We start from the raw sequence: 18,903 nt of genomic DNA, 5'->3' as shown, positions 1-18,903 counted from the left end.
CCGTTTAGACCGTTCCAATATTCTCGACGGCAACGATGATCGCCAGCGTCGCAGCGAACCCGACGCAGATACCCGAGACGAGTTCGGTCCGACCCCGTTTTGGGAGTGCGTCGCCCGCGTCGAGTCCGGCGGGGAGGAACTCGGTGACGACGAGATAGAAGAGGGCACCAGCGGCGAACCCGAAGCTGAGTGCTAACAGCCCCTCGAATGTACTGACGAAAGTGTAGGCGAGCACTGCGCCGATCGGCTGTGGGAGTCCGGAGAAGACCGCCCAGCCGAGGACTTTCCATCGGTCCATCCCGTAGGCGATCAACGGAATCGCGATCGCAAGCCCTTCCGGGACGTTCAGTATCGAGATCGCAATCCCCATGAACACCGCCAGCGCGGGCAGTGCCAGGCCGGCAATTTCGACGCTGGCGTCGGTTCCCAGATCGACGAACGCGACGCCGACGGCGATCCCTTCCGGAATGCTATGGATCGTCAACACGCCAACGGTCAAAATGACCGTTCTCGAGTCGACCGACGAAACCGTCCGCGGGGAGAACTCGTACCCCGCAACGACGCGGTCGGCAAGAAAAACGAACCCAACGCCGGCGAGCACGCCGAACAGGACGTGGACGGGCGCGCCCTCGGCGAGCGCCTCACCGAGCAACCCGAACAGGGACGCCGAGAGCAAAATGCCGACGGCAAGCCCCCACAGCACGACGAGCCAGCGGTCGCTGATTCTCTGGACAACGAAGAACGGAGCGACGCCCAGCCCCGTGGCGAGCCCGGTGATGAGGCCGACAACGAAGACGAGCGCCAGTTCGGTTCCGAGGGTCATCAAAACGCTATACTGCTGGATGACACCCGACACTCATATATCCCGTTACTTGCGCTGAGACCGGCCATCGATGACAGTGTCACAGCACTCGAAAGCGCATGACACAACTATACGCCTGCTCGGTGTCGGGTGCCGTATGCACGTCGCAGTCGCCGGCACGTTCGGGCCGATCCACGACGGGCATCGAACCCTCTTCGAGCACGCGCTGCGCTTCGGCGAGGACGGCGTCGTCGTCGCGCTGACGAGCGACGAACTCGCCGCCGAAACACGCGACGAGCCACGTCCGATTCCGTCCTTCGACGAGCGTGTGCAAGCGGTAACCGACGAGATCGCCGCCCTCGACGAGTGGGACCGTAACGTCGAGATCCGGACACTGACCAGCGAACACGCCATCGCGACCGAAGATCCTGCAATCGACGCGCTGGTCGTCTCACCCGAGACAGCACCCGAACTCGAGGTCATCAACGACCGCCGGCGCGAGCGTGGGTTCGAGCCGCTGTCAGGGATCGTCGCGCCGTACGTCCTCGCCGACGACGGCGAACGCATCTCCTCGACGCGAATCGTCAACGGAGAGATCGACGAGTACGGTACCGTCCTCGAGTGACGGCGACGCGACTGCGCCTCGAGACCGGATGATGACACAATAGTAATGGATGCGGAGACAGTCAGTCAAGCTAATGAGTACAGATCGACGACCCTTGTTGTTCGTTCTTCTCGGCAGTGCGCTGCTCGTCACAGTAGTGATCCATCTCTCGTTTATCCCGCAGTATTTCCCCGATGATGTGTTCATGACTGGGCTGGCGCTCGTCGCCGGCTGGGTCACGTATACGCTCGTCTTTTACGTGGCTGGACGGCTTCAATCGAGTCCTCGAGAGCTGCCAAGCATGCGGACCGCAGATATCGGTATTGCGCTCTTTCTCGTCTCGCTGTTGCTCGGGGCTGCACTCGATTCGTTCGGCTTTACGCCCGAAGCAATCCTCGAGGCGTACGTCGTGCCCGCGATCGGGATCTACGTCGGCCTCGCGCTGCTTGGCTGGTCGATCGGCCGCCGAACGGAGGCGATCAACGAGATCGTCAAGCAGTGAACGGCCAGGTGACGATCTGAGTCTTGGCGGTGGTCGAAACCGCCGGTCGCGACGAGTCGATGGCGACGGACTCGCTTGCAGTCGGGCACCAACGTCACCAGTCACCCTCGCGAAGGGGCGGGACAGGCTGAGCGCTAACACCCAGCGTCGCTCCCCCTTTGCTTTGCTCAGTCACGAAATCGGATATCGTCGGACGATCCCGGGGAACTTCCCTCGGATGGCTACAGCTTAGTCCGACTCAGTCCCGGAGTTCGCCACGAAAACGGGGATGTCGCCGAATCGAACGATGTGGTCGGTGACACTCCCCATCGCCATCCGCTGGACACCGCCCCGGCCGCGGGTCGCCATGACGATGAGATCGACGCCGACATCGTCAGCGTACTCGAGCAGTTCGTGCTCCGGTGGCCCCTCGAGGACGGTCCCCGTCACCTCGAGATCGGCTGCCTCGGCTCGTTCGACGATCGTGTCGACGTACGCCTGGGCCTGACCGCGCATCGCGTCTTCGGCACTCGCGGCGTCGCCCGGGAGTCGGAGCTCTCCTAGTGGGCCGGTGTCGGCGACACAGACGACGTGCACCGCCGCGTTGTGGACAGTTGCGAGCTCGATAGCGGTTTCGGCGGCACTCTCGGCGTGTTCGCTGCCGTCGGTCGGGATCAGGATCGTCTCGAACATCGTACAGCCAGATACAGCGAGAGCCGTCAAATTCCTGCCGAATGATAGTGCGTCTCCATCGAACGCTGCGCAGTCAGTGTCGACGCGCCCACAGGATGAGACGCGGTCACGCCAGACACCCGGGACAGCACCGTCTCACTCCGTCGCTTCGAGCACCGTTCGATACTGGGCAACGACATCGTCTTTCGGTGGCCCATCGAACCGGAGGTCGCCATCGACGATGACCGTAAGCCGATCGAGACGATCGGCAAACGCAGCGACGTTGTGTGTCGAAACGACGACCGTTCGATCATCCGTCTGGTAGGTCTCGAGAAACGACCGGATGCGCCGTCGGGAGTAGTCGTCGACGTCGGCCAGTGGCTCATCGAGCAACAGAAACTGTGGGCGCTTGACCAGCGCAAGCGCGAGGTCGAGTTTCTTGCGAAACCCACCCGACAGCTCCGCGGCACGTCGGTCGGCAGCGGGCTCGAGCCGCAGCTCCTCGAGCAGTGTTTCGAGCCATGTCTTCGGCGGCGGCTCAGCAGCGAAGCCACGGAAGATCTCGAGGTTTTCGCGGACGGTCAGCGCGGGATAAAATCGCGGCTCCTGAAAGCTGTAGCCGACAGTCGCAGCGCTGTCGCGTTCGATCCGGCCACTCGAGGGACGGGTGAGTCCCGCAAGCAGCGCGAACAGCGTCGTCTTCCCGGAGCCATTGGGTCCGATCAGGCCGTGGAACGTGCCCGGACAGAACGTAAGCGAGAGCCCCTCGAGTGCGGTCGTCTCCCCGTAGCGTTTCGTGACGTCGACGAGCGTGAGCCCGTCAGTGTCGGTGGCTTTCGCTCGGTCGTGGCCGGACGAACGTTCGGTGCGGTCGTCGGAGGGCGGATCACTGTCAGTCATGCGTTAGCGTCTCCGTTGATAGACCACCAGAGCGAGTTTCAGGACGACGAGCGAGACGAGCGCCGTCGCGACGAGCCACAGCAGATAGTCAGCGTACAGCGAGGCCGATGTGTCCCGCAGCATCGTACTCCGGGTCGTGACTGCAGAGTAATGTGTCGGGAGCGCGCGTGCGATCGTCCGCTGGCTCGTCGAGAAGAAGCCGACCGGATAGACGAGACTCGAGAGCCCGAAGACGGCGAGTGCGAGCCCGAGATTGACGAACAGCGCCGACTGGCGGAGGCCGAGTACAAAGAGGACGGCCAGCCCGATGGCTGCGAGATACCAGAACGTCAGCCCGAGGACGGCGAGCGTCGCCGGTGAGAGAACAGCCACGTCGTAGCCGAGCCACGTCGTTACGACGGCGACGACCGCCGCTGGGACGATGAGTGCCCCGCCATAGAAAAGGAGTTTGCTCGCGACGACCGTCTCGAGTCGGGATTCGGTCTGTAAGCGATCGAGCACCAGTCGCTCGGAGCGAACCTGATACGGTAGATACACCAGTGCATAGAGAGTGACGAACGCGAACAGGCCGGTCGGCACGAGAAACTCAGAGAGGCTCCGTGGCTCGCCGACGCGTTCGTGGTCGACGGAGACGTCGGCTGGGACGGCCTGATCGAACTCGGACTCTGCGAGGCCGATACTCTCGTTGACCGGCTCTTCGAACGGGACGAACGCATGATCGGAGACGATCGTCACGTTCGCCTCGTTACCCTCGACCATGACGTCACTCGGGACGGAAACCACCAGATACACCTCCTCACGCTGGAGCGCCTCGCGTGCATCAGCCGAGGAATCGTACTCGAGTGGCGTCGCAAACGCGACCAGTCCGGCCTCGGCGATCGCGACATCGTCGTCGGTCGCGTCCCCTTCGGCGACGACACCAACCGGAACGTCACGCGGGATCGTCTGCTCGAAGACGGCGGTTCCAGCGACGATTCCGCCCGGAAGCACGACGAGCAAGACGAGGATCAACCCCAGATTTCGCCGGACCGTGATCGACTCCTTGCGGAGCAACGCGAGGAGATCCATGCGATGTTACACCTCATCAAGCAACGCAAAGACAGCGTTGGCGTCGCCCTCGTAGACCACTTCGACCACAGTCTCGTCCCGTGAGATCATAACGTCCTCGCGAGCCGCCTCGAGTTCAGCGTCGAGCTCACCGAGCACCGGCAGTGCACCGTTGAGAACCGTCTCGAGTTCCGTGGCATCGCGTTCGTCGCCGACGTGGAACCGAACCTCGAGTGCGACGCCCGCTTCAACGGCAGTGTAGCTTCGGCCGACGGCCTCGACTTCGTCAAAGATGTCGGTGTTTAGCCCGACCAGTGACGCATACTCCGCAGGAATGGGCGAGCCGGACGACTCCGAAGCGACGGCTATCTGTGCGCCACGAGCGTCGTCGTATGCGTCACGAATCGGCCCAGAGACAGCAGCCGCGTCGTCGGAGTGAATCGCGAGTGAGGCCCGAACAGCGTCCACGTCGCCGACGATGAACCGTCCGTCGCCGCAGACGCCGAGCGCCGACGGTTCGAGGGCCGCCTCGCTCGAGTCCTCGGCCGGCGTCTGTGCTGGCTCGTAGCGGGCTGGCTCGTCCTCGTCGGTCACGCGTTCGTACTCGTGGCCCGTCGTCTCCTCGAGCGATTCGACGACGTGGGCTTCGGTCCAGTCACTCTCGAGGATGGCAGTGGTGTCGGACTCGGCGTCAGCCACGGCGAACACCAACACCTCGGCTGCCGCGAGCGGACCGAGTCCGGTTTGGGCTTCGATGGACGCCGTCACACCGTCGACGTGGTCCGGATCGACGGTTGCGAGGTCGTCGAGCACCTGCTGGGCGTCGTCGGCGGCCGCGATTGCACTCGTATCGAGGTGCGTGAGGACGGTCGAATCAGCGGGTGCGTGGGCGACGAGGTCGTCGGTTGTGTCGGTGTCCTCGTCGTCGAAGAAACGAGTACAGCCAGCCGTTGCGGAGACGAGCGCGACTCCAGCGGCAAGCACCGCTCGTCTCGAGAGGGCAGCGCCAGCAGCAGTGTGGCGTCGCGAGCGGGGTGACATCGTGTCAGTTCTCATAGTAGATGGTCATTAACCGTTTGGGTGTCTGCGACGACAGGGAGTCAACTACCCCGCCCTACTGCGTTTCTTGTCCGCTCACGTGGGCTGTGATGCTCTTTGAAGACGGGGACACCGCCTGCAAAAGTTGAAACGGTTACAGGAAACTGCCGAGACTGAGCCGTTCTTTTGCGAACGTCGCGAGCATTGGGATGTCGCGTGGCTCGAGCAGCTTCGCGATGGCAGGGATGTTACCGCGGTTTGCTTTCGTGAGTGTGTCGTCGTCGAGCCGACGGAGGTCGGCCATAAGCTGGTCGTATCGCTCGTTCGGCGCGAGATAGAGCAGTTGGGTCATCAGCAGCCGCTTTCGGTGATTCGGTGCAACGTCACGACGCCAGAGGGTATCGTACACCTCGAGGTTCTCGGCGGTTGGCTCGAGGTCGCCGTGTTTGAGACAGGTGTCGGCGGCGGCGGCGGCCATGCGGCCGGACTGCATGCACTTGTTGATCCCTTCGCCCCACAGCGGGTCGACCGTCGGGACGGTGTCGCCGATCGCCATGAACCGGTCGGTGTGGAGTTTCCCTGGCGGCTGGATGTGTGCAGAGCCGCGGTGTTGTTTCCCCTCGAGTCGCTCGGCGTCCCGGAACCGCGGGTCGGTGTCGAGCCAGTGGGTGAGGTAGTCGTCGATCGAGAAGTCGTCGCGTGCATACTGCTCGTGACTACCGTTCTGGATGTAACAGAGGCCGACCTTGGCGGTATCCTCGCCGGTGTGGAAGATCCACGAGTAGCCGCCGGGAGCGATCTCATGGTCCAGTCGAAGCATCATCGCGTCGTGGAGGTCCGCAAAGCCGGGACGGTCGATATCGATTCCCTCGAACTCGTACTCGATACCGATCGCGTGGTTCTCGCGTTTGAGGTCGACAACGCCGAGTTTCTTCGCGAGTGGTGCGGCCGGCCCCGTCGCGTCGATGATGATCTCGCCGTAGACCTCCTCGTCGCCGTTGTATCTGACGCCGATGATCTCACCGTTTTCCATGATCGGTGCGGTGACGCGCGCGTCGAAGCGATACTCCGCGCCATCGGCGCGGCTGTCTTCGACGAGGAACCGTTTGAAGTCGGCGAACTCGAGGACGGCACCAGGCTGTTCGCGAACGTAGTGGTTCGTCGGGGACTCGAGGACGACGCTATCGGTGTACTGCATCACGACATCGTCCGGAATCCCGAACGACGACATCATGGAGGGGAAGGTGCCAGCGGTCGATTTGTTGCTCTGGCGCGGGAACTCGTCTTCGGACTCGGTCTCGAGGACCACGACGTCGTAGCCCCGGGCAGCGAGGTCGCGTGCACACTGGCCGCCGGCCGGCCCGGCACCAGCGATGACCACATCGTAGCGGTTGTTCATAACGTCGAGACTATTTCGGAGCCACATTAGTTTATTCAGTCGCGACGGAATAACGGCTTCCAAACACATATTTTATATTTAATATTAACCATAATAGGTTGACACGGACGAGTGAAACGGTCGCCATACCGTGTCATCAACCCACATGGACGAGACTATCGAACGATCGTGACGGGCGTCGGCGCCCGGCGGGCGATCCGTTCTGCGACGCTGCCGAGGAGCACCCGCGAGATGCCATCCCGGCCGTGACTGCCGACGACAATGCGATCGACCGCAGACTCAACAGCGTAGTCGACGATCGACGCCGCAGGCTGGCCGACCAGAAGCTCCGTTTCGATCTCACAGCCGCGTTCAGCCGCGCGTTCGCGGGCGGCATCGAACAGTTCGTCTGCACGCTCTCGACGGCGCTCACGCATCGTCTCCGAGCCGAGATGGGCGAGCTCACCGTACTCGCTCCGGCTCAGATCGATAACGTGGACCACGGTGACGGCATCGTCGGGATGGTTCTCGAGGACGTACTCGAGGGCGTTCCACCCCGGTTCCGAGTCGTCGAGCGCGATCAGCAGTTCCATATCTGACCGTTAGGCGGGGAGCCACTTCACTCCCGGTCTCGGTGATCAGTCACTCGACGCAGCTGTGTGTGGAACGCTACCCGCAACTGATCGAAGCCACGCCGCTCGATCCGTGGCCTCGAGTGCCGCCGAGGCAGCCCCCGTCGCATCCACACCGCACGCGAAGGCCTGCTCAACGTCTGCAGCCGTCCGGATCCCGCCCCCAACGAACACCCTCGTCTGCGGGTTCTCGGTTGCGACCATGTCGACGAACGCCTCGATTCGCTCCGGGTGTGTTCGGACCATCCCTGACTCGCTGGCGATGTCGTCGGGTCGTTCGAAGAGCAGACAGTCGGGATCAAACGTCAGGGCGGCCCGACCTTGCTCGAGGCTGTTGACACAGACGATCGACTCGAGGCCGCGGTCGGCACAGCGATCGACTGCGCGGGCCACGTCGGCGAAGGTGGCCTCGTTCTGTGGATGGTTGATGAAGACGGCGTCAGCGCCGGCCGCTGCGACCGTCTCGTACGTCGTCGCTCCCATCACGGCGTTCTCAGCGAGCGTCGCAGCCTGAGCGACCACAGGGAGCGCCGTTCGCTCGGCGACGAGTCGGAGATCGGTAAGCTGTGGGGCAACAGCGAACTGGCGCCCCGTGTCGTCTCGGACACGCTCGACCGTCCGGGCGAACGCAAGCCCGTCCTCGCCGACCGTCTCCGTGGCCGTCTTGAAATTAATCAGAAAGTACGGATACTCGAGTACCATCGACTGCCGTCACTCGGAGTAGCCTTCCTGGAGGAACGCGCCTTCGGTCTCGTAGATCGAGACGAGTTCCTCGAGGAACTCTTCGTAGGTTTCGTCTTCCTCACAGTGGTCGTCGATTCGATCCTTCAGGTCGTCGCTGATTTCGATCGTGTGGGTCATGGCTGTCACGAAGCAGTGCTTCGGTTGTATCCTCACCAACCAGCATCAAATAGGTCGGGGGCACACCGACAGCACCCTGCCGATATCAGGCTCGAAACCGGCGACACCCGACGTGAGCGACCCGCGGCCGTCTCGTGCCGGCCGAACAGGTATCGGCGTGGTTGTGAACGGATGGGGCATGAACGCAACATTGACCGACGACGACGTCGGCAAGACGGTCGTCGATGCAGCGGGGAAAGAACTCGGCATCGTCGCGAAAGTCGACAATGGACGCGCTGCCGTCGATCCGAATCCCTCGATCGCAGAGCACGTGTTCGCGTCGCTGGGAATCGAAGGCGAGGACGAGGAAGACTACGTCGTCACGGAGTCGATGCTCGAGTCGGTGGGCAGCGAAATCGTCCTTCAGGGAACGATCTGAGCCGGCAAAACCGACGCCAGAACGCCGACCGCAACTCGCTAATGAGAGCGGGTCGCATGACTGAGTATGAACGTCACGCCAGGACCAACGGCGGTGCCACCAGCGGTCAGGGAAGCGATGGCTGACCCACAACCGAATCCGGATATCGAGGCCGCGTTCGCGGAGCGCTACGCCGACGTCTGTGCGAAACTCGAGACGATCTATGACACGTCCCACGACGTCGTCGTCCCCGGCGGCGAAGGCATCCTCGGCCTCGAGGCGGCGATCGCCTCGCTGGTCGCGCCCGGCGACCGCGTGCTCTGTATTTCCAACGGCCTCTACGGCGACGGCTTCGCCGACTTCGTCGAATCCTACGACGGCGACGCCGACCTCGTCTCTGTCCCATACGACGAGCCCTACGACCTCGAGGCCATCGCAGCGGCGCTCGAGGCGGCCGCCGCCGATGGCGAGCCGTACACGCTGGCGACGATGGTCCACTGCGAGACACCAACGGGGACGCTCAACGACCTCGAGCCAGTGCTTGACTTGCTCGACGACCACGACGTGTTGAGCGTCGTCGACGCCGTCTCCTCGCTTGGCGGGACGCCGGTGCCAAGCGACCGAATCGACGTCTGTCTCGGGGCCTCCCAGAAGTGTTTCAGCGCGCCGCCGGGGCTGACGACGGCGGCGATCAGCGACCGCGCGTGGGACGCGATGGACGCCCGCGAACCGTCGTCGCTCTATACGAACTTCCTGCCGTGGCGAGACGTCTCCGAGGGGTTCCCATATACGCATCTGAGTGCAAACGTCGCCGCACTCGACGTCGCGCTCGACTTGCTCCTCGAGGAAGGGCTCGAGGACGTCTACGCGCGCCACGAAACGGCTGCAAAACGCTGTCGCGAGCGCGGCACCGAACTCGGCCTCGAATGCTATCCCGACCCCGAGCGGCGGTCGCCGACCGTGACGGCGTTTTGGCTGCCGGGCGAGGCGAAACGAGTTCAACAGCAAGTTGCCGACGAGGAGGATGTCGTGCTGGCGACCGGGCTGGGCGACATGGCCGACGACATCCTTCGGATCGGCCATATGGGGTACAACGCCGACCTCGAGACGGTCGAGCGAGCGATGGACGCCCTCGACGCTGTGCTGGAGTGATACCACCGACGACACGACCGGGTAGTCGACGGTGATTTTTTACTTGGCTATGACACACGTCTACACATGGCAAAAGAAGGGCAGATCGCGGTCGTTCATTACACCGCCCGGCTGGTCGACGGCCCCGATTCAGGAGCGATCGTCGACACAACAGACGTCGACATCGCACGGGAAGAAGGGATCTACCACAACCACCGTGATTACAAACCGCTCGAGTTCCGTGTCGGGGACGGTGGCGTCGCCCCCGTCCTCGAGGACGTCGTTCAGGACCTCGAGCCGGGTGAGACACGGACCGAGGTCGCCGACCCCGAACGGGCCTTCGGTACGTACGACGAGCGTGAGGTCCACGAGCTCGAGTCCGACGCCGTCGCGGAGCTGGTCGGCGAGGTGCCCGAGGAAGGAAGCCTCGTGACGACCGAGGACAACCGGACCGGCTGGGTGACGGCCGTCGACGACGACCGCGTGGTGCTCGATTTCAACCACGAACTGGCAGGTGAACGACTCGAGGTCGAGGTCAGACTGCTCGACGTATACGGTGAGCCGGGCGATGACAGCGCGAAAACCTGGGAGAAAAAGTACGGGACGCGTCGTTCGGAGTGATTACATTTCGACGGTCACATCGACGCCGTGTTCTTCGTAGGTGTTGAGACAGTAGCCACCCATCTCGTAAGGGAACGTGTCGTCTTCGACCGTGATCTGTCCGTCCTCGATGTCGGAGATGGTCCGTGGCTGGGAGCGGCCGAGTTCGTCGGTTGCTCGTGAGTAGAGGGTGTACTCACCTTCCTCTTCGGGGTCCCACATGTAGCGGAACTGTCGCCAGGCGTAGGGGCCGTTGTCCTCGCCGAAGAACTCCGCGTTCTCCCAAGTCTCGCCGCCATCGGCGGAGACCTCGACCTCGGCGACCTCGTCGTCACCGGCCCAGGCGACGCCGATGACCTCTATCATGCCGTCTTCCTCCCGTGGCTCGACCGTGTCGTCGATGCCGGGGTAGCCGATTAGCGACTTTACGTTCTGGTCGTAGATGTACGGCGGAACCTCCATCTCGCCGCGGTCTTCCATATCCATCTGTTCTCGCGTATCGAACTCGTCGATGGACTCGACGCGGATCGACTCCTGGCCCTCGGCGAGGATACGGTAGGAGTTCTGTTGCCAGTGGAGGTACTGCTCGTAGTCGTCGGTCTCGTAGTCCTCGTGGAAGAGTTCCTCGTCGTCACCCATCATCATCCGCTCCATCACTTCGATCTCCGAGAGCCACTTGACGTTGTTGTTGCCGTACCAGCCGGGGACGACGACGCGGACAGGGTGGCCGTGTTCGGCGGTCATCTGCTCGCCGTTCATCTCGTAGGCGAGGATGCAGTCTTCCATGACCTTCTGCATCGGGATCGACCTGGCGAATACGTCTTCGCCCTCAGGATGGTCGTCGCCGGCGAACATTACCCACATCCCGTCGCTCGTGTCGGCACCGTACTCCTCCATAATCTCGCTCATCGGCGCGCCGGTCCACTCGGCGTTGCCGACCGCGCCGTATATCCACGGATTGCCGCCGATTTCCGGGTCGAAAAACGATCGCCCGTTACCCGAACACTGCATGACGTGGGTGACCGTCTCCGTCGAGAACTCCTCGCGGAGTTCTGCCATCGTGAGATCGGCCTCCTCGTCGATCATCCCACCAAGCGAGATTTCCCACTCGTCTTCCTCGATCCGGGGGGCGAGATAGTGGTTTCGGATGTAGTGTTCCTCGGATTGTGTGATGTACTCGGTGTACGTTTCTCGTTGGGCAGCCTCCGCGTTCTCCGGATCCGCCGAATGAACCAGCAAGCCGGGGAACTTCTCCTCTAAGTACTCCCGATCACCGGGTTCGGGTTCGCCGTTGTCGTCATCGTCATCGTCGGTCTCGCCGTCGTCATCGGCTTCCTCCTCACCGGCACAGCCGGCAAGTGCAACAGTCGCCGCGGTCCCAGTCGCCAACATAAACCGTCGCCGATCGAGAAACCGGCGGCGGCGGTCGTCGTCCGTTGATTCGTCGGCCTGTACGTCCCGTTTTCGTTCGGTTGTGTGTTCTGATGACATTGTCACTCTTCGACGTATATTTCGCCACGCATCTGTGGGGTGTGTGGTGTGCAAACGTACACGTACTCCCCAGGTACCTCGAACGTATGCTCGAACTCTTCCCCCTCCTCGATGACCGCATTGTGGTTATCCCCGTCGTAGGAGGTGAACGGCTCTGCTCCCTCCGGGTTTTCACAATCGTTGTCCGCGTCCGGATGGGACGTGACGTTGTGTCCCGGGCTGTCGAAGTACCAGGTCACAGTCTCACCGACGGTAATCGTGAGTTCCTCGGGATCGAACTCCCAGTCGCCGTCCGGTCCAGCGATGACTTCGTGGTCGTCCGACTCATCCGACGTACCGGCGTCGTCGTCGTCGTTGTTCCCGTTTGACTCGTCATCCGACGCATCGGCGTCGAGACATCCCGAAAGTGCAATCCCACTGATGGCACCGGCGTATTTCAGGTATCCCCGACGACTGTGTGTCTCGTCAGCCATCTACATGATAGATGGTGCCATTTGTCAAAACAGCCGAGATAGCGGAAACATACTCCTGCAGATAACGTGAATTGGTGTTCTCTGCCGAGAAAACAACCACTATCGGCTAGTATTCTTGCCATCTTTTCCTGTATCTATCACAAAAACACTCCAGAGAAACGGTCGAACTGGTGTCTCAGACTCGAGTCTCAGACGGTCTGCTGTCCGTCGGTTCCGGAGCGACCGCGAACCAGCGTGCAGTCGCTCCGGGAGACAGTGACAGCAACCCGTCTCAGTCCAACGATTGCTCGCGCCAGGTCGTCCAGTCGTACAGTCGCTCGAGTTCACCGCCCTGCTGTCGGATGGCGACGGCGGTGTCGAAGAGGAACGCGGCGACGAGCGTCGTCCCAACGATCCAGACGGCGTCAGCGAGGGCGTCGTAGCCGGCGAGAGCGCCCGTCACGATATCGATGAAGACGACACCGGCAACACAGAGGATTGCCGGCAGCAGGTGTCGAGTGAGCGCTGCAAGCGTCGTCCCCTCATGGACACGGACCGTCTGGACGCCGTAGAAAACCGCCCACGCGGAGGTGAGTATCCAGCCAGCCGCGACGACCGGACGCGTCCAGTCGGCACCGATGAGGAAGGTTCCCCACCATGCCGCAATGAAGATCGCGATAACAGCGTAATCGGCCCACGCAGGAAGGAGCTGTGAGCGGCCGCGCCCCGTCCGTTCGGCGTGATACATCGCCCGAATCGCCAGCGCAAGAAAGAGGATGAAAAACAACACTGCACCCTCCACGAACAGGGAGAGCCAGTCGGCCTCGAGCAACAGCGTTCCAATCCCGGCGACAGCGTAGACGATCGCCGCCCCGATCCCGACGAACAGGTACCACTGTGCCTCGCTGACGTCGGCCGCGAGGACGTCGCGGACGTAGACGGAGGTGTAATAGAGGAGGACAATCGCAGCCAGACCAATCGCGAGATACGCGACCAACTGGCCGATTGCAACCGTCGTTTCGGGATCGCTTGCATCGAACGTGATCGACGGCGCGAAGACGAACATTGCTAGCAGCGACTGACAACTGCAACAAATAAAACACCATTCCCAAATTGCCGACCAACGGGAACTGAACGGAAGTCGAATGCAACGACTGCATTGCCACAGCGCGACCACCGTGGCAGCCGACAGTATAACACGACGGAACGCAAACGAGCAGGTGATGACGCCTACGGAACTGCGTGAGACGATCCCCGCACTCGAGACAGGCACCTATCTGAACTGGGGAGCTGGCGGTCCGAGTCCACGTCGTGTCGTCGAGGCAGCCGAAGCGAGCCTCGAGGACCACGAGTACGAGTCGCCGACGGCCGAGGGGATGTATCCCGCGGCGTTCGACGTCTACGACGACGCGCGAGCGGCCGTCGCCGGCCTGCTCGACGTCGAGTCGACGGCAATCGCCCTCACGGAGAGTACGACCGACGGGATCAACCGCGTCGCCACGGCGTTCGACTGGGACGAAACCGACGTCGTCGTCCGAACCGACCTCGAGCACTCCTCAGGAATCCTCCCGTGGCAGCGTCTCGAACGCGAGTACGGCGTCGAGGTGCGGCTCCTCGAGACCGAGGCCGGCCGACTCGATCTCGAGGACGTCAAAACAGCGATGAGTGGAGCAACGCTGTGCTGTATCAGCTCACTCACCTGGACCCACGGCACTCGGCTCCCGATCGCAGACGTCGTCGATATCGCCCACGATTCGGGCGCGCACGTCCTCGTCGATGCCGTCCAGGCGCCCGGGCAGGTCCCGATCGACGTCGAGCAGTGGGGGGCGGACTTCGTCGTCGGCTCGGGTCACAAGTGGCTGGTCGGCCCGTTCGGCTCTGGCTTTCTCTACGTTCGACCGGGACTCGAAGACGAGCAGGCGCTCGTTCCCGCGGCGATCGGCTACCGGAGCGTCGTCGACGCAAACGCCCCAACGTATCGGTATGAGAGCGGTGCCCGTCGGTTCGAGGTCGGAACAGCGAGTCCCGTCGCCCACGCCGGCCTGATCGAGTCGATCGAGGTCTTCGAGGAGGTCGGTCTCGAGCAGATCACGAGTCGGATCGAACTGCTCACAGATCAGCTCAAAGACGGCGTTCCCGAGGGGCAGTTGCTGAGTCCACGTGCGTACGAATCGGGGCTCGTCACGATCGGCGTCGACGAGCCGGAGACGACTGTCGAGCGACTCGCCGAGCAGAACATCGTCGTCCGCACGCTGCCTGGCCACGACGCGGTCCGAGCATCGGTCCACGCGTACAACACTCGAGCGGACATCGAAACGCTGCTCGAGGCACTCTCACTACCCGAGTGAAGACGCGTCCCATCGACATCGACGGAACTCGTCGAGTTTCGATGTGTGCACAAGCAAAGGCCATATGAACGCCGTCACCGACGGCGGGCACTCGCTGCTTGAAAAGCGGTCACCTGCACTCCCCGTTCACTGGGAACGGTGGGGAAGGGGTAAGTGACTCTGTGGCAACGATACGGTATGTTCGAACGGATCCTCGTTCCGACCGACGGAAGCGGCCCAGCGAACGCCGCCCTCGAGTACGCCGGAGAGATCGCTGCCAGAGAGAACCTGACTGTCCACATCTTACATGTGATCGATCCGGATGCCGATCCAGCCGACGCCAGCGAGCCGATTGCGGAGGGCCGCGACTGGGCGGGTGACACCGGCGCGCCCGTCATCGACGAAGTCCATACCGGCGAGCCACAGGAGGCGATCCTCGAGTACGCCGCAACTCACGACGTCGACGCGATCGTCATGGGGACACGAGGACGGCGGGGCGTTGGTCGACTCCTGCTTGGCAGCGTGACCGAAGCGGTCGTCCGTGATGCGGCCGTTCCTGTCCTCGTCGTCCGGGGTGCAGCCGAGGTCAGGCGGCGATATCCACTCGAGACGCTCGTCGTCCCGGTCGACGGCAGCAGACACGCCGACGCCGCCCTCGAGCAGGCGCTCGAGATTGCAAGACACCACGACGCGACCGTTCACTGTCTCTCGGTCGTCGACGTCGCTCCCGTCGGGATCGATGACGGCAACGATCTCAGACTCGAGCGACTCGAACAGTACGCCCGGCAGGTCGTCGACGACGGCGTACAGCAGGCCGAAGAGATGGGTGTCGACGCAGTGGGAGCGGTACAACACGGCTCGACACAGCGCCAGATCAGGGAGTATACCGACGACGAAGATGCGGATCTGGTCGTCATGGGGACACACGGTCGCAGCGGGCTTGACCGGCTCCTCCTCGGCAGTGTCACAGAGCGCGTGTTGCGGACGGCGACGACGCCAGTGGTGACGGTTCGCGCACCTGCCGAAGAGTGACTCTTGGCGGGGCGGCGTCAGTCGACGACGTCCGAATGAATCTCGAAGCGTGCCCCACCCGTCTCGCTATCGGTGATCTCGAGTGACCAGCCGTGGGAGTCGACGATCGTCTGGACGATCGAGAGCCCGAGTCCGGTCCCGTCGTCGGCCGTCGTATACCCCGTCTCGAGAATTCGCTCACGCTCAGCGTCGGGGATGCCGACGCCGGTATCGGCCACGTAGAAGCCATCGTCCATGAAGCCGACACGGATGGTCAACGCCGTGTCGTCTGCCGGTGGCCGACTGTGTGTCGAGTCGCACTCGACAGCGTCCTGTCGAGTGTGTGAGTCCGGGCGTATCAAGCCATGCTCGACACTGTTCCGAAACAGGTTCTCGAACAGCTGCTGGAGCCGCCCTGGGTCGGCCAGCACGCGTCGATCACACGCGAGTTCGAGCGACACACCGGCTGCGTCGACGGTATCCCAGGCGTTCGACGCAACGTCGGCGAGTGAGACTGGCTGTCGGTCGTCGATCGCTCGACCTTCACGGGCGAGCAGAAGCAGATCGTCGATAATGTTTGCGATGCGTTCGTGGGCCTGCACGACGTGGTCGAAGGCCTCGTCGTTGGTGGTTTCTCTGGCCCGCTCGAGTTCACCCATCGCAACGGTCAGCGGATTTCGCAGGTCATGCGAGACGACGTGGGCGAACTTCTCGAAACGGTCTCTCTGCTGCTCGAGTGTCTGTTCGCGACAGATCCGGTCGAAGGTCGCCTCGAGACTCGAGGCGACGATTCGAAGTACCGTGTGGTCGGTTTCGTCGAACGCAGCCACCGTCTGGGAGGCGACGAACAACACGCCGTGGTCGCCGAGTGGCAGAACGATCTCGCTCCGGATCGGCGTCTCGGGGTTGTAGGCGTCGGCTGCCCGGCGCACATCGTCGTAGATCGCTTCCGATCCGGTTTCGAAGACGTGCCAGGCGATCCCCTCATCTTCGTCGAATCGGGGATGCGTCTCGAACAGCTCATCTGCAGCCGCCGACACGGCCGCGGGGCGGAGCTGGGCGCTCGCAGGGTCGTACAGGAAGATTGCGGTGAGTTCGTGTTCGAGCAACTCCTCGAGATGAGAGATCGTCCGTGTCGCGACATCTTCACGCGTCGTCGCTTCGATCCACTCACGGACAGCGTAGTGAAGCTGCCGAAGCTGGGCTTCTCGACGCTTCTGGTCGGAGATATCGGCGTTGACGGCAACGAAGTTGACGATATCCCCATCCTCGTCGGTGATCGGGGCGATCGTCTGGTTGGCAGTGTACTCCGTCCCGTTCTTTCGACGGTTGACGATCTGGTCGTCCCAGACATCACCAGCCAAAATCGTTCTCCACAGATCTTGATAGAACGCCTGCTCGTGGACGCCCGACCTGAGCAGTCGGGGCGTTGCCCCGATCGCTTCATCAGCGCTGTAGCCGGTTGTCTCCTCGAATGCGGGATTGACATACTGAATCGTTCCATCGGGCGCCGTGATATAGATCGAGTGACCCGCTTGGTCGACTGCGTTCTGGAAACTCCGAAGCCTGTGCAGCCGACGCTTGCGCGCTGAGATGTCATTGCAGAGTGCAATCACGAGCGGAGAGCCGTCGCGAGGAACGCGTTTGAACGTGATTTCGGCCCAGAACTGTTCGCCATCGGCCGTCTGGCACTGCCATTCGACCTGTTGGGTGCCGTCCTCGAGTGTGCGGTCCACAATCGACTGCACTGTCTCGTCGTCGACACCACCAGTACGCAGTGTGTCGAGCGAACAGCGACAGGCAGCCTGGGGTCGACAGCCGACAAGGTCACACACCCGCTCGTTGACGTCGACAACCGCACAATCGGACGGCTCGTAAATGATGACAGCATCATCGAGTGAATCGAGGACTGCACAACAGTCGGGAGCCGCGTGCGTGGCTGTGCCACCGACTGCCCGCTCGAGGCGCGCAGCAAGTGTCTCGTAGCCGTCGACACGACGAACGTAGTCGGTGCCACCGGCACCCAGAACAGCACTCGCGAGTGCTTCCGAGCCATCTCGAGGGAAGACGACGACGGGAACGGCTGGGTATCGATCACGAAGCCGCTCGAGAACGGCAACGGCATCCAGGTCCGACTCGTCGTGACCGACCACGACACCGTCGATCGGCGCCGCCTCGAGCCTCGAGCACAGTTGAGCAGGAGACGAGACGGCAGTGATCGAGCGATCGGTGAGTCGTTCAGTGAGCGACTCGACGAGCGCCCGTTGAACGGACGGTTCAGAAACGAGACAGCAGATCTGGCCCGTCATCGATCGAAATGCAGTTCATCAGCGGTGGCCATCGGGTTGGGGCCAATACCAGAGACGGACTCGAACCCACGCGTATCGACGCTCGGAGATGACTGCACCGTGTGGCGTAGAGACATGTTGGATGCACTATGCAAATCAGGACGGCGTAATAACGCTTGTTGCTGTATCACGTCCGCAGCAGGCGATGAGGGGAACACCAGTTACTCGTCATCGGCCGACGAACGGGACTCGGTGACCGCTTCGACCATCGTCTGTCGATCCGCAAAGTACGCCGGTGCGTCGTTGTCCGCCTCGAAATGGACCACCCGTTCTAACGCCGCATCGCCGTCATCGACCGACGACTGTAACTCCGCAGCGAGGTCGGTGTAGCCCGCTGCCAGCTCCTGAAAGAGCTCCATCCGCGTCTGTTTGGCCTCGACGAGCAGCTGTTTTTCTTTGACCTCACGCTCGAGAGCCTCGAGTGCGTCGACGTCGAAGCTGTTATCGGGGCCGGGTGGCGTCGATGGGCCATCGGTGCCCTCGACCGCCTTCGTGTGGTCCTCGAGCCGGCTCCGGAGTTCGGTCATCTCTGCGTCGATCTCGGAGAGCAAGTCGTTGGCTTCGGCACGCATCGTCTCGACGCGCCCGGAGAGGAGTCCGGCCTGGGTCTGACAGTAGTCGACGAATTCGTCGACCGAGAGCCCGGGTCCAGTGTCGTCGCTCATGACCACCCCTTGGAGCTTCCGGCCGAAGACACTTTGGACCGGTCGACACGCCGTGTCGCATCTCTG

General features: G+C 62.6%; 21 protein-coding genes. 7 read left to right on the top strand and 14 right to left on the bottom strand.

The annotated features are described in order from the left end of the window. Window positions 1–4: 4 nt before the first annotated feature. Window positions 5–823 carry a ZIP family metal transporter gene (locus tag DV706_RS09350; protein WP_006064881.1) on the bottom strand — a complete coding sequence of 273 codons (819 nt, stop codon included), beginning with the start codon at window positions 821–823 and terminating at the stop codon, window positions 5–7. Between the two features lie 136 nt (window positions 824–959). On the opposite strand from DV706_RS09350, the gene DV706_RS09345 reads away from it, so the two are divergent. Both DV706_RS09345 and DV706_RS09340 read left to right on the top strand, forming a co-directional pair. Continuing rightward, the gene (locus DV706_RS09345) at window positions 960–1,427 is read left to right on the top strand and encodes a phosphopantetheine adenylyltransferase (RefSeq protein WP_136350851.1); all 468 of its coding nucleotides are present in this window, start codon (window positions 960–962) and stop codon (window positions 1,425–1,427) included. A gap of 73 nt (window positions 1,428–1,500) precedes the next feature. Continuing rightward, on the top strand, window positions 1,501–1,908 hold the full coding sequence (locus tag DV706_RS09340; RefSeq protein ID WP_006064884.1) for a hypothetical protein: 408 nt from the start codon (window positions 1,501–1,503) through the stop codon (window positions 1,906–1,908). A 228-nt stretch (window positions 1,909–2,136) separates the two neighbouring features. Here DV706_RS09340 and DV706_RS09335 read toward each other — a convergent pair whose 3' ends face one another. The 8 genes from DV706_RS09335 to DV706_RS21735 form a co-directional block, all read right to left on the bottom strand. Continuing rightward, window positions 2,137–2,580, bottom strand: a complete 444-nt coding sequence (locus DV706_RS09335; RefSeq protein WP_006064885.1) for a universal stress protein — start codon at window positions 2,578–2,580, stop codon at window positions 2,137–2,139. Between the two features lie 135 nt (window positions 2,581–2,715). Then, window positions 2,716–3,459, bottom strand: coding sequence for an ABC transporter ATP-binding protein (locus tag DV706_RS09330; RefSeq protein WP_006064886.1), 744 nt, complete (start codon window positions 3,457–3,459; stop codon window positions 2,716–2,718). 3 nt (window positions 3,460–3,462) lie between these two features. Further along, window positions 3,463–4,527 carry an ABC transporter permease gene (locus DV706_RS09325; protein WP_006064887.1) on the bottom strand — a complete coding sequence of 355 codons (1,065 nt, stop codon included), beginning with the start codon at window positions 4,525–4,527 and terminating at the stop codon, window positions 3,463–3,465. 6 nt (window positions 4,528–4,533) lie between these two features. Next, complete coding sequence (locus tag DV706_RS09320; protein ID WP_083901998.1) at window positions 4,534–5,547, bottom strand: hypothetical protein; 1,014 nt, start codon at window positions 5,545–5,547, stop codon at window positions 4,534–4,536. 151 nt (window positions 5,548–5,698) lie between these two features. Further along, window positions 5,699–6,943, bottom strand: a complete 1,245-nt coding sequence (locus DV706_RS09315; RefSeq protein WP_006064889.1) for a digeranylgeranylglycerophospholipid reductase — start codon at window positions 6,941–6,943, stop codon at window positions 5,699–5,701. Between the two features lie 155 nt (window positions 6,944–7,098). Continuing rightward, complete coding sequence (locus DV706_RS09310) at window positions 7,099–7,515, bottom strand: universal stress protein (protein WP_006064890.1); 417 nt, start codon at window positions 7,513–7,515, stop codon at window positions 7,099–7,101. 45 nt (window positions 7,516–7,560) lie between these two features. After that, the gene (locus tag DV706_RS09305) at window positions 7,561–8,256 is read right to left on the bottom strand and encodes a triose-phosphate isomerase (protein WP_006064891.1); all 696 of its coding nucleotides are present in this window, start codon (window positions 8,254–8,256) and stop codon (window positions 7,561–7,563) included. A 9-nt stretch (window positions 8,257–8,265) separates the two neighbouring features. After that, entirely contained in the window at window positions 8,266–8,415 is a 150-nt protein-coding gene (locus tag DV706_RS21735; RefSeq protein WP_006064892.1) for a DUF7557 family protein, read from the bottom strand. A gap of 178 nt (window positions 8,416–8,593) precedes the next feature. Between DV706_RS21735 and DV706_RS09300 the strand changes: the two genes are divergently transcribed. The 3 genes from DV706_RS09300 to DV706_RS09290 all read left to right on the top strand — a co-directional run bounded on the left by DV706_RS09300 (window position 8,594) and on the right by DV706_RS09290 (window position 10,564). Beyond that, on the top strand, window positions 8,594–8,833 hold the full coding sequence (locus tag DV706_RS09300) for a hypothetical protein (RefSeq protein ID WP_006064893.1): 240 nt from the start codon (window positions 8,594–8,596) through the stop codon (window positions 8,831–8,833). Window positions 8,834–8,899: 66 nt separating this feature from the next. Next, a complete protein-coding gene (locus DV706_RS09295; protein ID WP_049889647.1) occupies window positions 8,900–9,964 on the top strand; it encodes a pyridoxal-phosphate-dependent aminotransferase family protein in 1,065 nt (354 codons plus the stop codon). A 66-nt stretch (window positions 9,965–10,030) separates the two neighbouring features. After that, a complete protein-coding gene (locus DV706_RS09290; RefSeq protein ID WP_006064895.1) occupies window positions 10,031–10,564 on the top strand; it encodes an FKBP-type peptidyl-prolyl cis-trans isomerase in 534 nt (177 codons plus the stop codon). Here the strand turns inward: DV706_RS09290 and DV706_RS09285 are convergent, their stop codons facing one another. From DV706_RS09285 to DV706_RS09275, 3 genes are all read right to left on the bottom strand, one after another. Continuing rightward, the gene (locus DV706_RS09285) at window positions 10,565–12,034 is read right to left on the bottom strand and encodes a sulfite oxidase (RefSeq protein ID WP_006064896.1); all 1,470 of its coding nucleotides are present in this window, start codon (window positions 12,032–12,034) and stop codon (window positions 10,565–10,567) included. It lies immediately after the preceding gene. A 2-nt stretch (window positions 12,035–12,036) separates the two neighbouring features. Then, window positions 12,037–12,507, bottom strand: a complete 471-nt coding sequence (locus tag DV706_RS09280; protein WP_006064897.1) for a cupredoxin domain-containing protein — start codon at window positions 12,505–12,507, stop codon at window positions 12,037–12,039. A 271-nt stretch (window positions 12,508–12,778) separates the two neighbouring features. Further along, window positions 12,779–13,552, bottom strand: coding sequence for a hypothetical protein (locus DV706_RS09275; protein ID WP_006064898.1), 774 nt, complete (start codon window positions 13,550–13,552; stop codon window positions 12,779–12,781). A 157-nt stretch (window positions 13,553–13,709) separates the two neighbouring features. Between DV706_RS09275 and DV706_RS09270 the strand changes: the two genes are divergently transcribed. Continuing rightward, window positions 13,710–14,834 carry an aminotransferase class V-fold PLP-dependent enzyme gene (locus DV706_RS09270; RefSeq protein ID WP_006064899.1) on the top strand — a complete coding sequence of 375 codons (1,125 nt, stop codon included), beginning with the start codon at window positions 13,710–13,712 and terminating at the stop codon, window positions 14,832–14,834. 177 nt (window positions 14,835–15,011) lie between these two features. Then, complete coding sequence (locus DV706_RS09265) at window positions 15,012–15,845, top strand: universal stress protein (RefSeq protein WP_006064900.1); 834 nt, start codon at window positions 15,012–15,014, stop codon at window positions 15,843–15,845. Window positions 15,846–15,862: 17 nt separating this feature from the next. Here DV706_RS09265 and DV706_RS09260 read toward each other — a convergent pair whose 3' ends face one another. Continuing rightward, complete coding sequence (locus tag DV706_RS09260) at window positions 15,863–18,133, bottom strand: hybrid sensor histidine kinase/response regulator (RefSeq protein WP_006064901.1); 2,271 nt, start codon at window positions 18,131–18,133, stop codon at window positions 15,863–15,865. Between the two features lie 200 nt (window positions 18,134–18,333). Beyond that, window positions 18,334–18,837: a hypothetical protein gene (locus tag DV706_RS09255; RefSeq protein ID WP_006064902.1), complete on the bottom strand. Its 504-nt coding sequence runs from the start codon at window positions 18,835–18,837 to the stop codon at window positions 18,334–18,336. Window positions 18,838–18,903 lie beyond the last annotated feature (66 nt).

It is taken from the genome of Natronorubrum bangense (genome assembly GCF_004799645.1).
In the GTDB taxonomy this organism is placed as follows: Archaea; Halobacteriota; Halobacteria; order Halobacteriales; family Natrialbaceae; genus Natronorubrum; species Natronorubrum bangense.
This window is presented reverse-complemented; position numbering and strand designations above follow the sequence as displayed.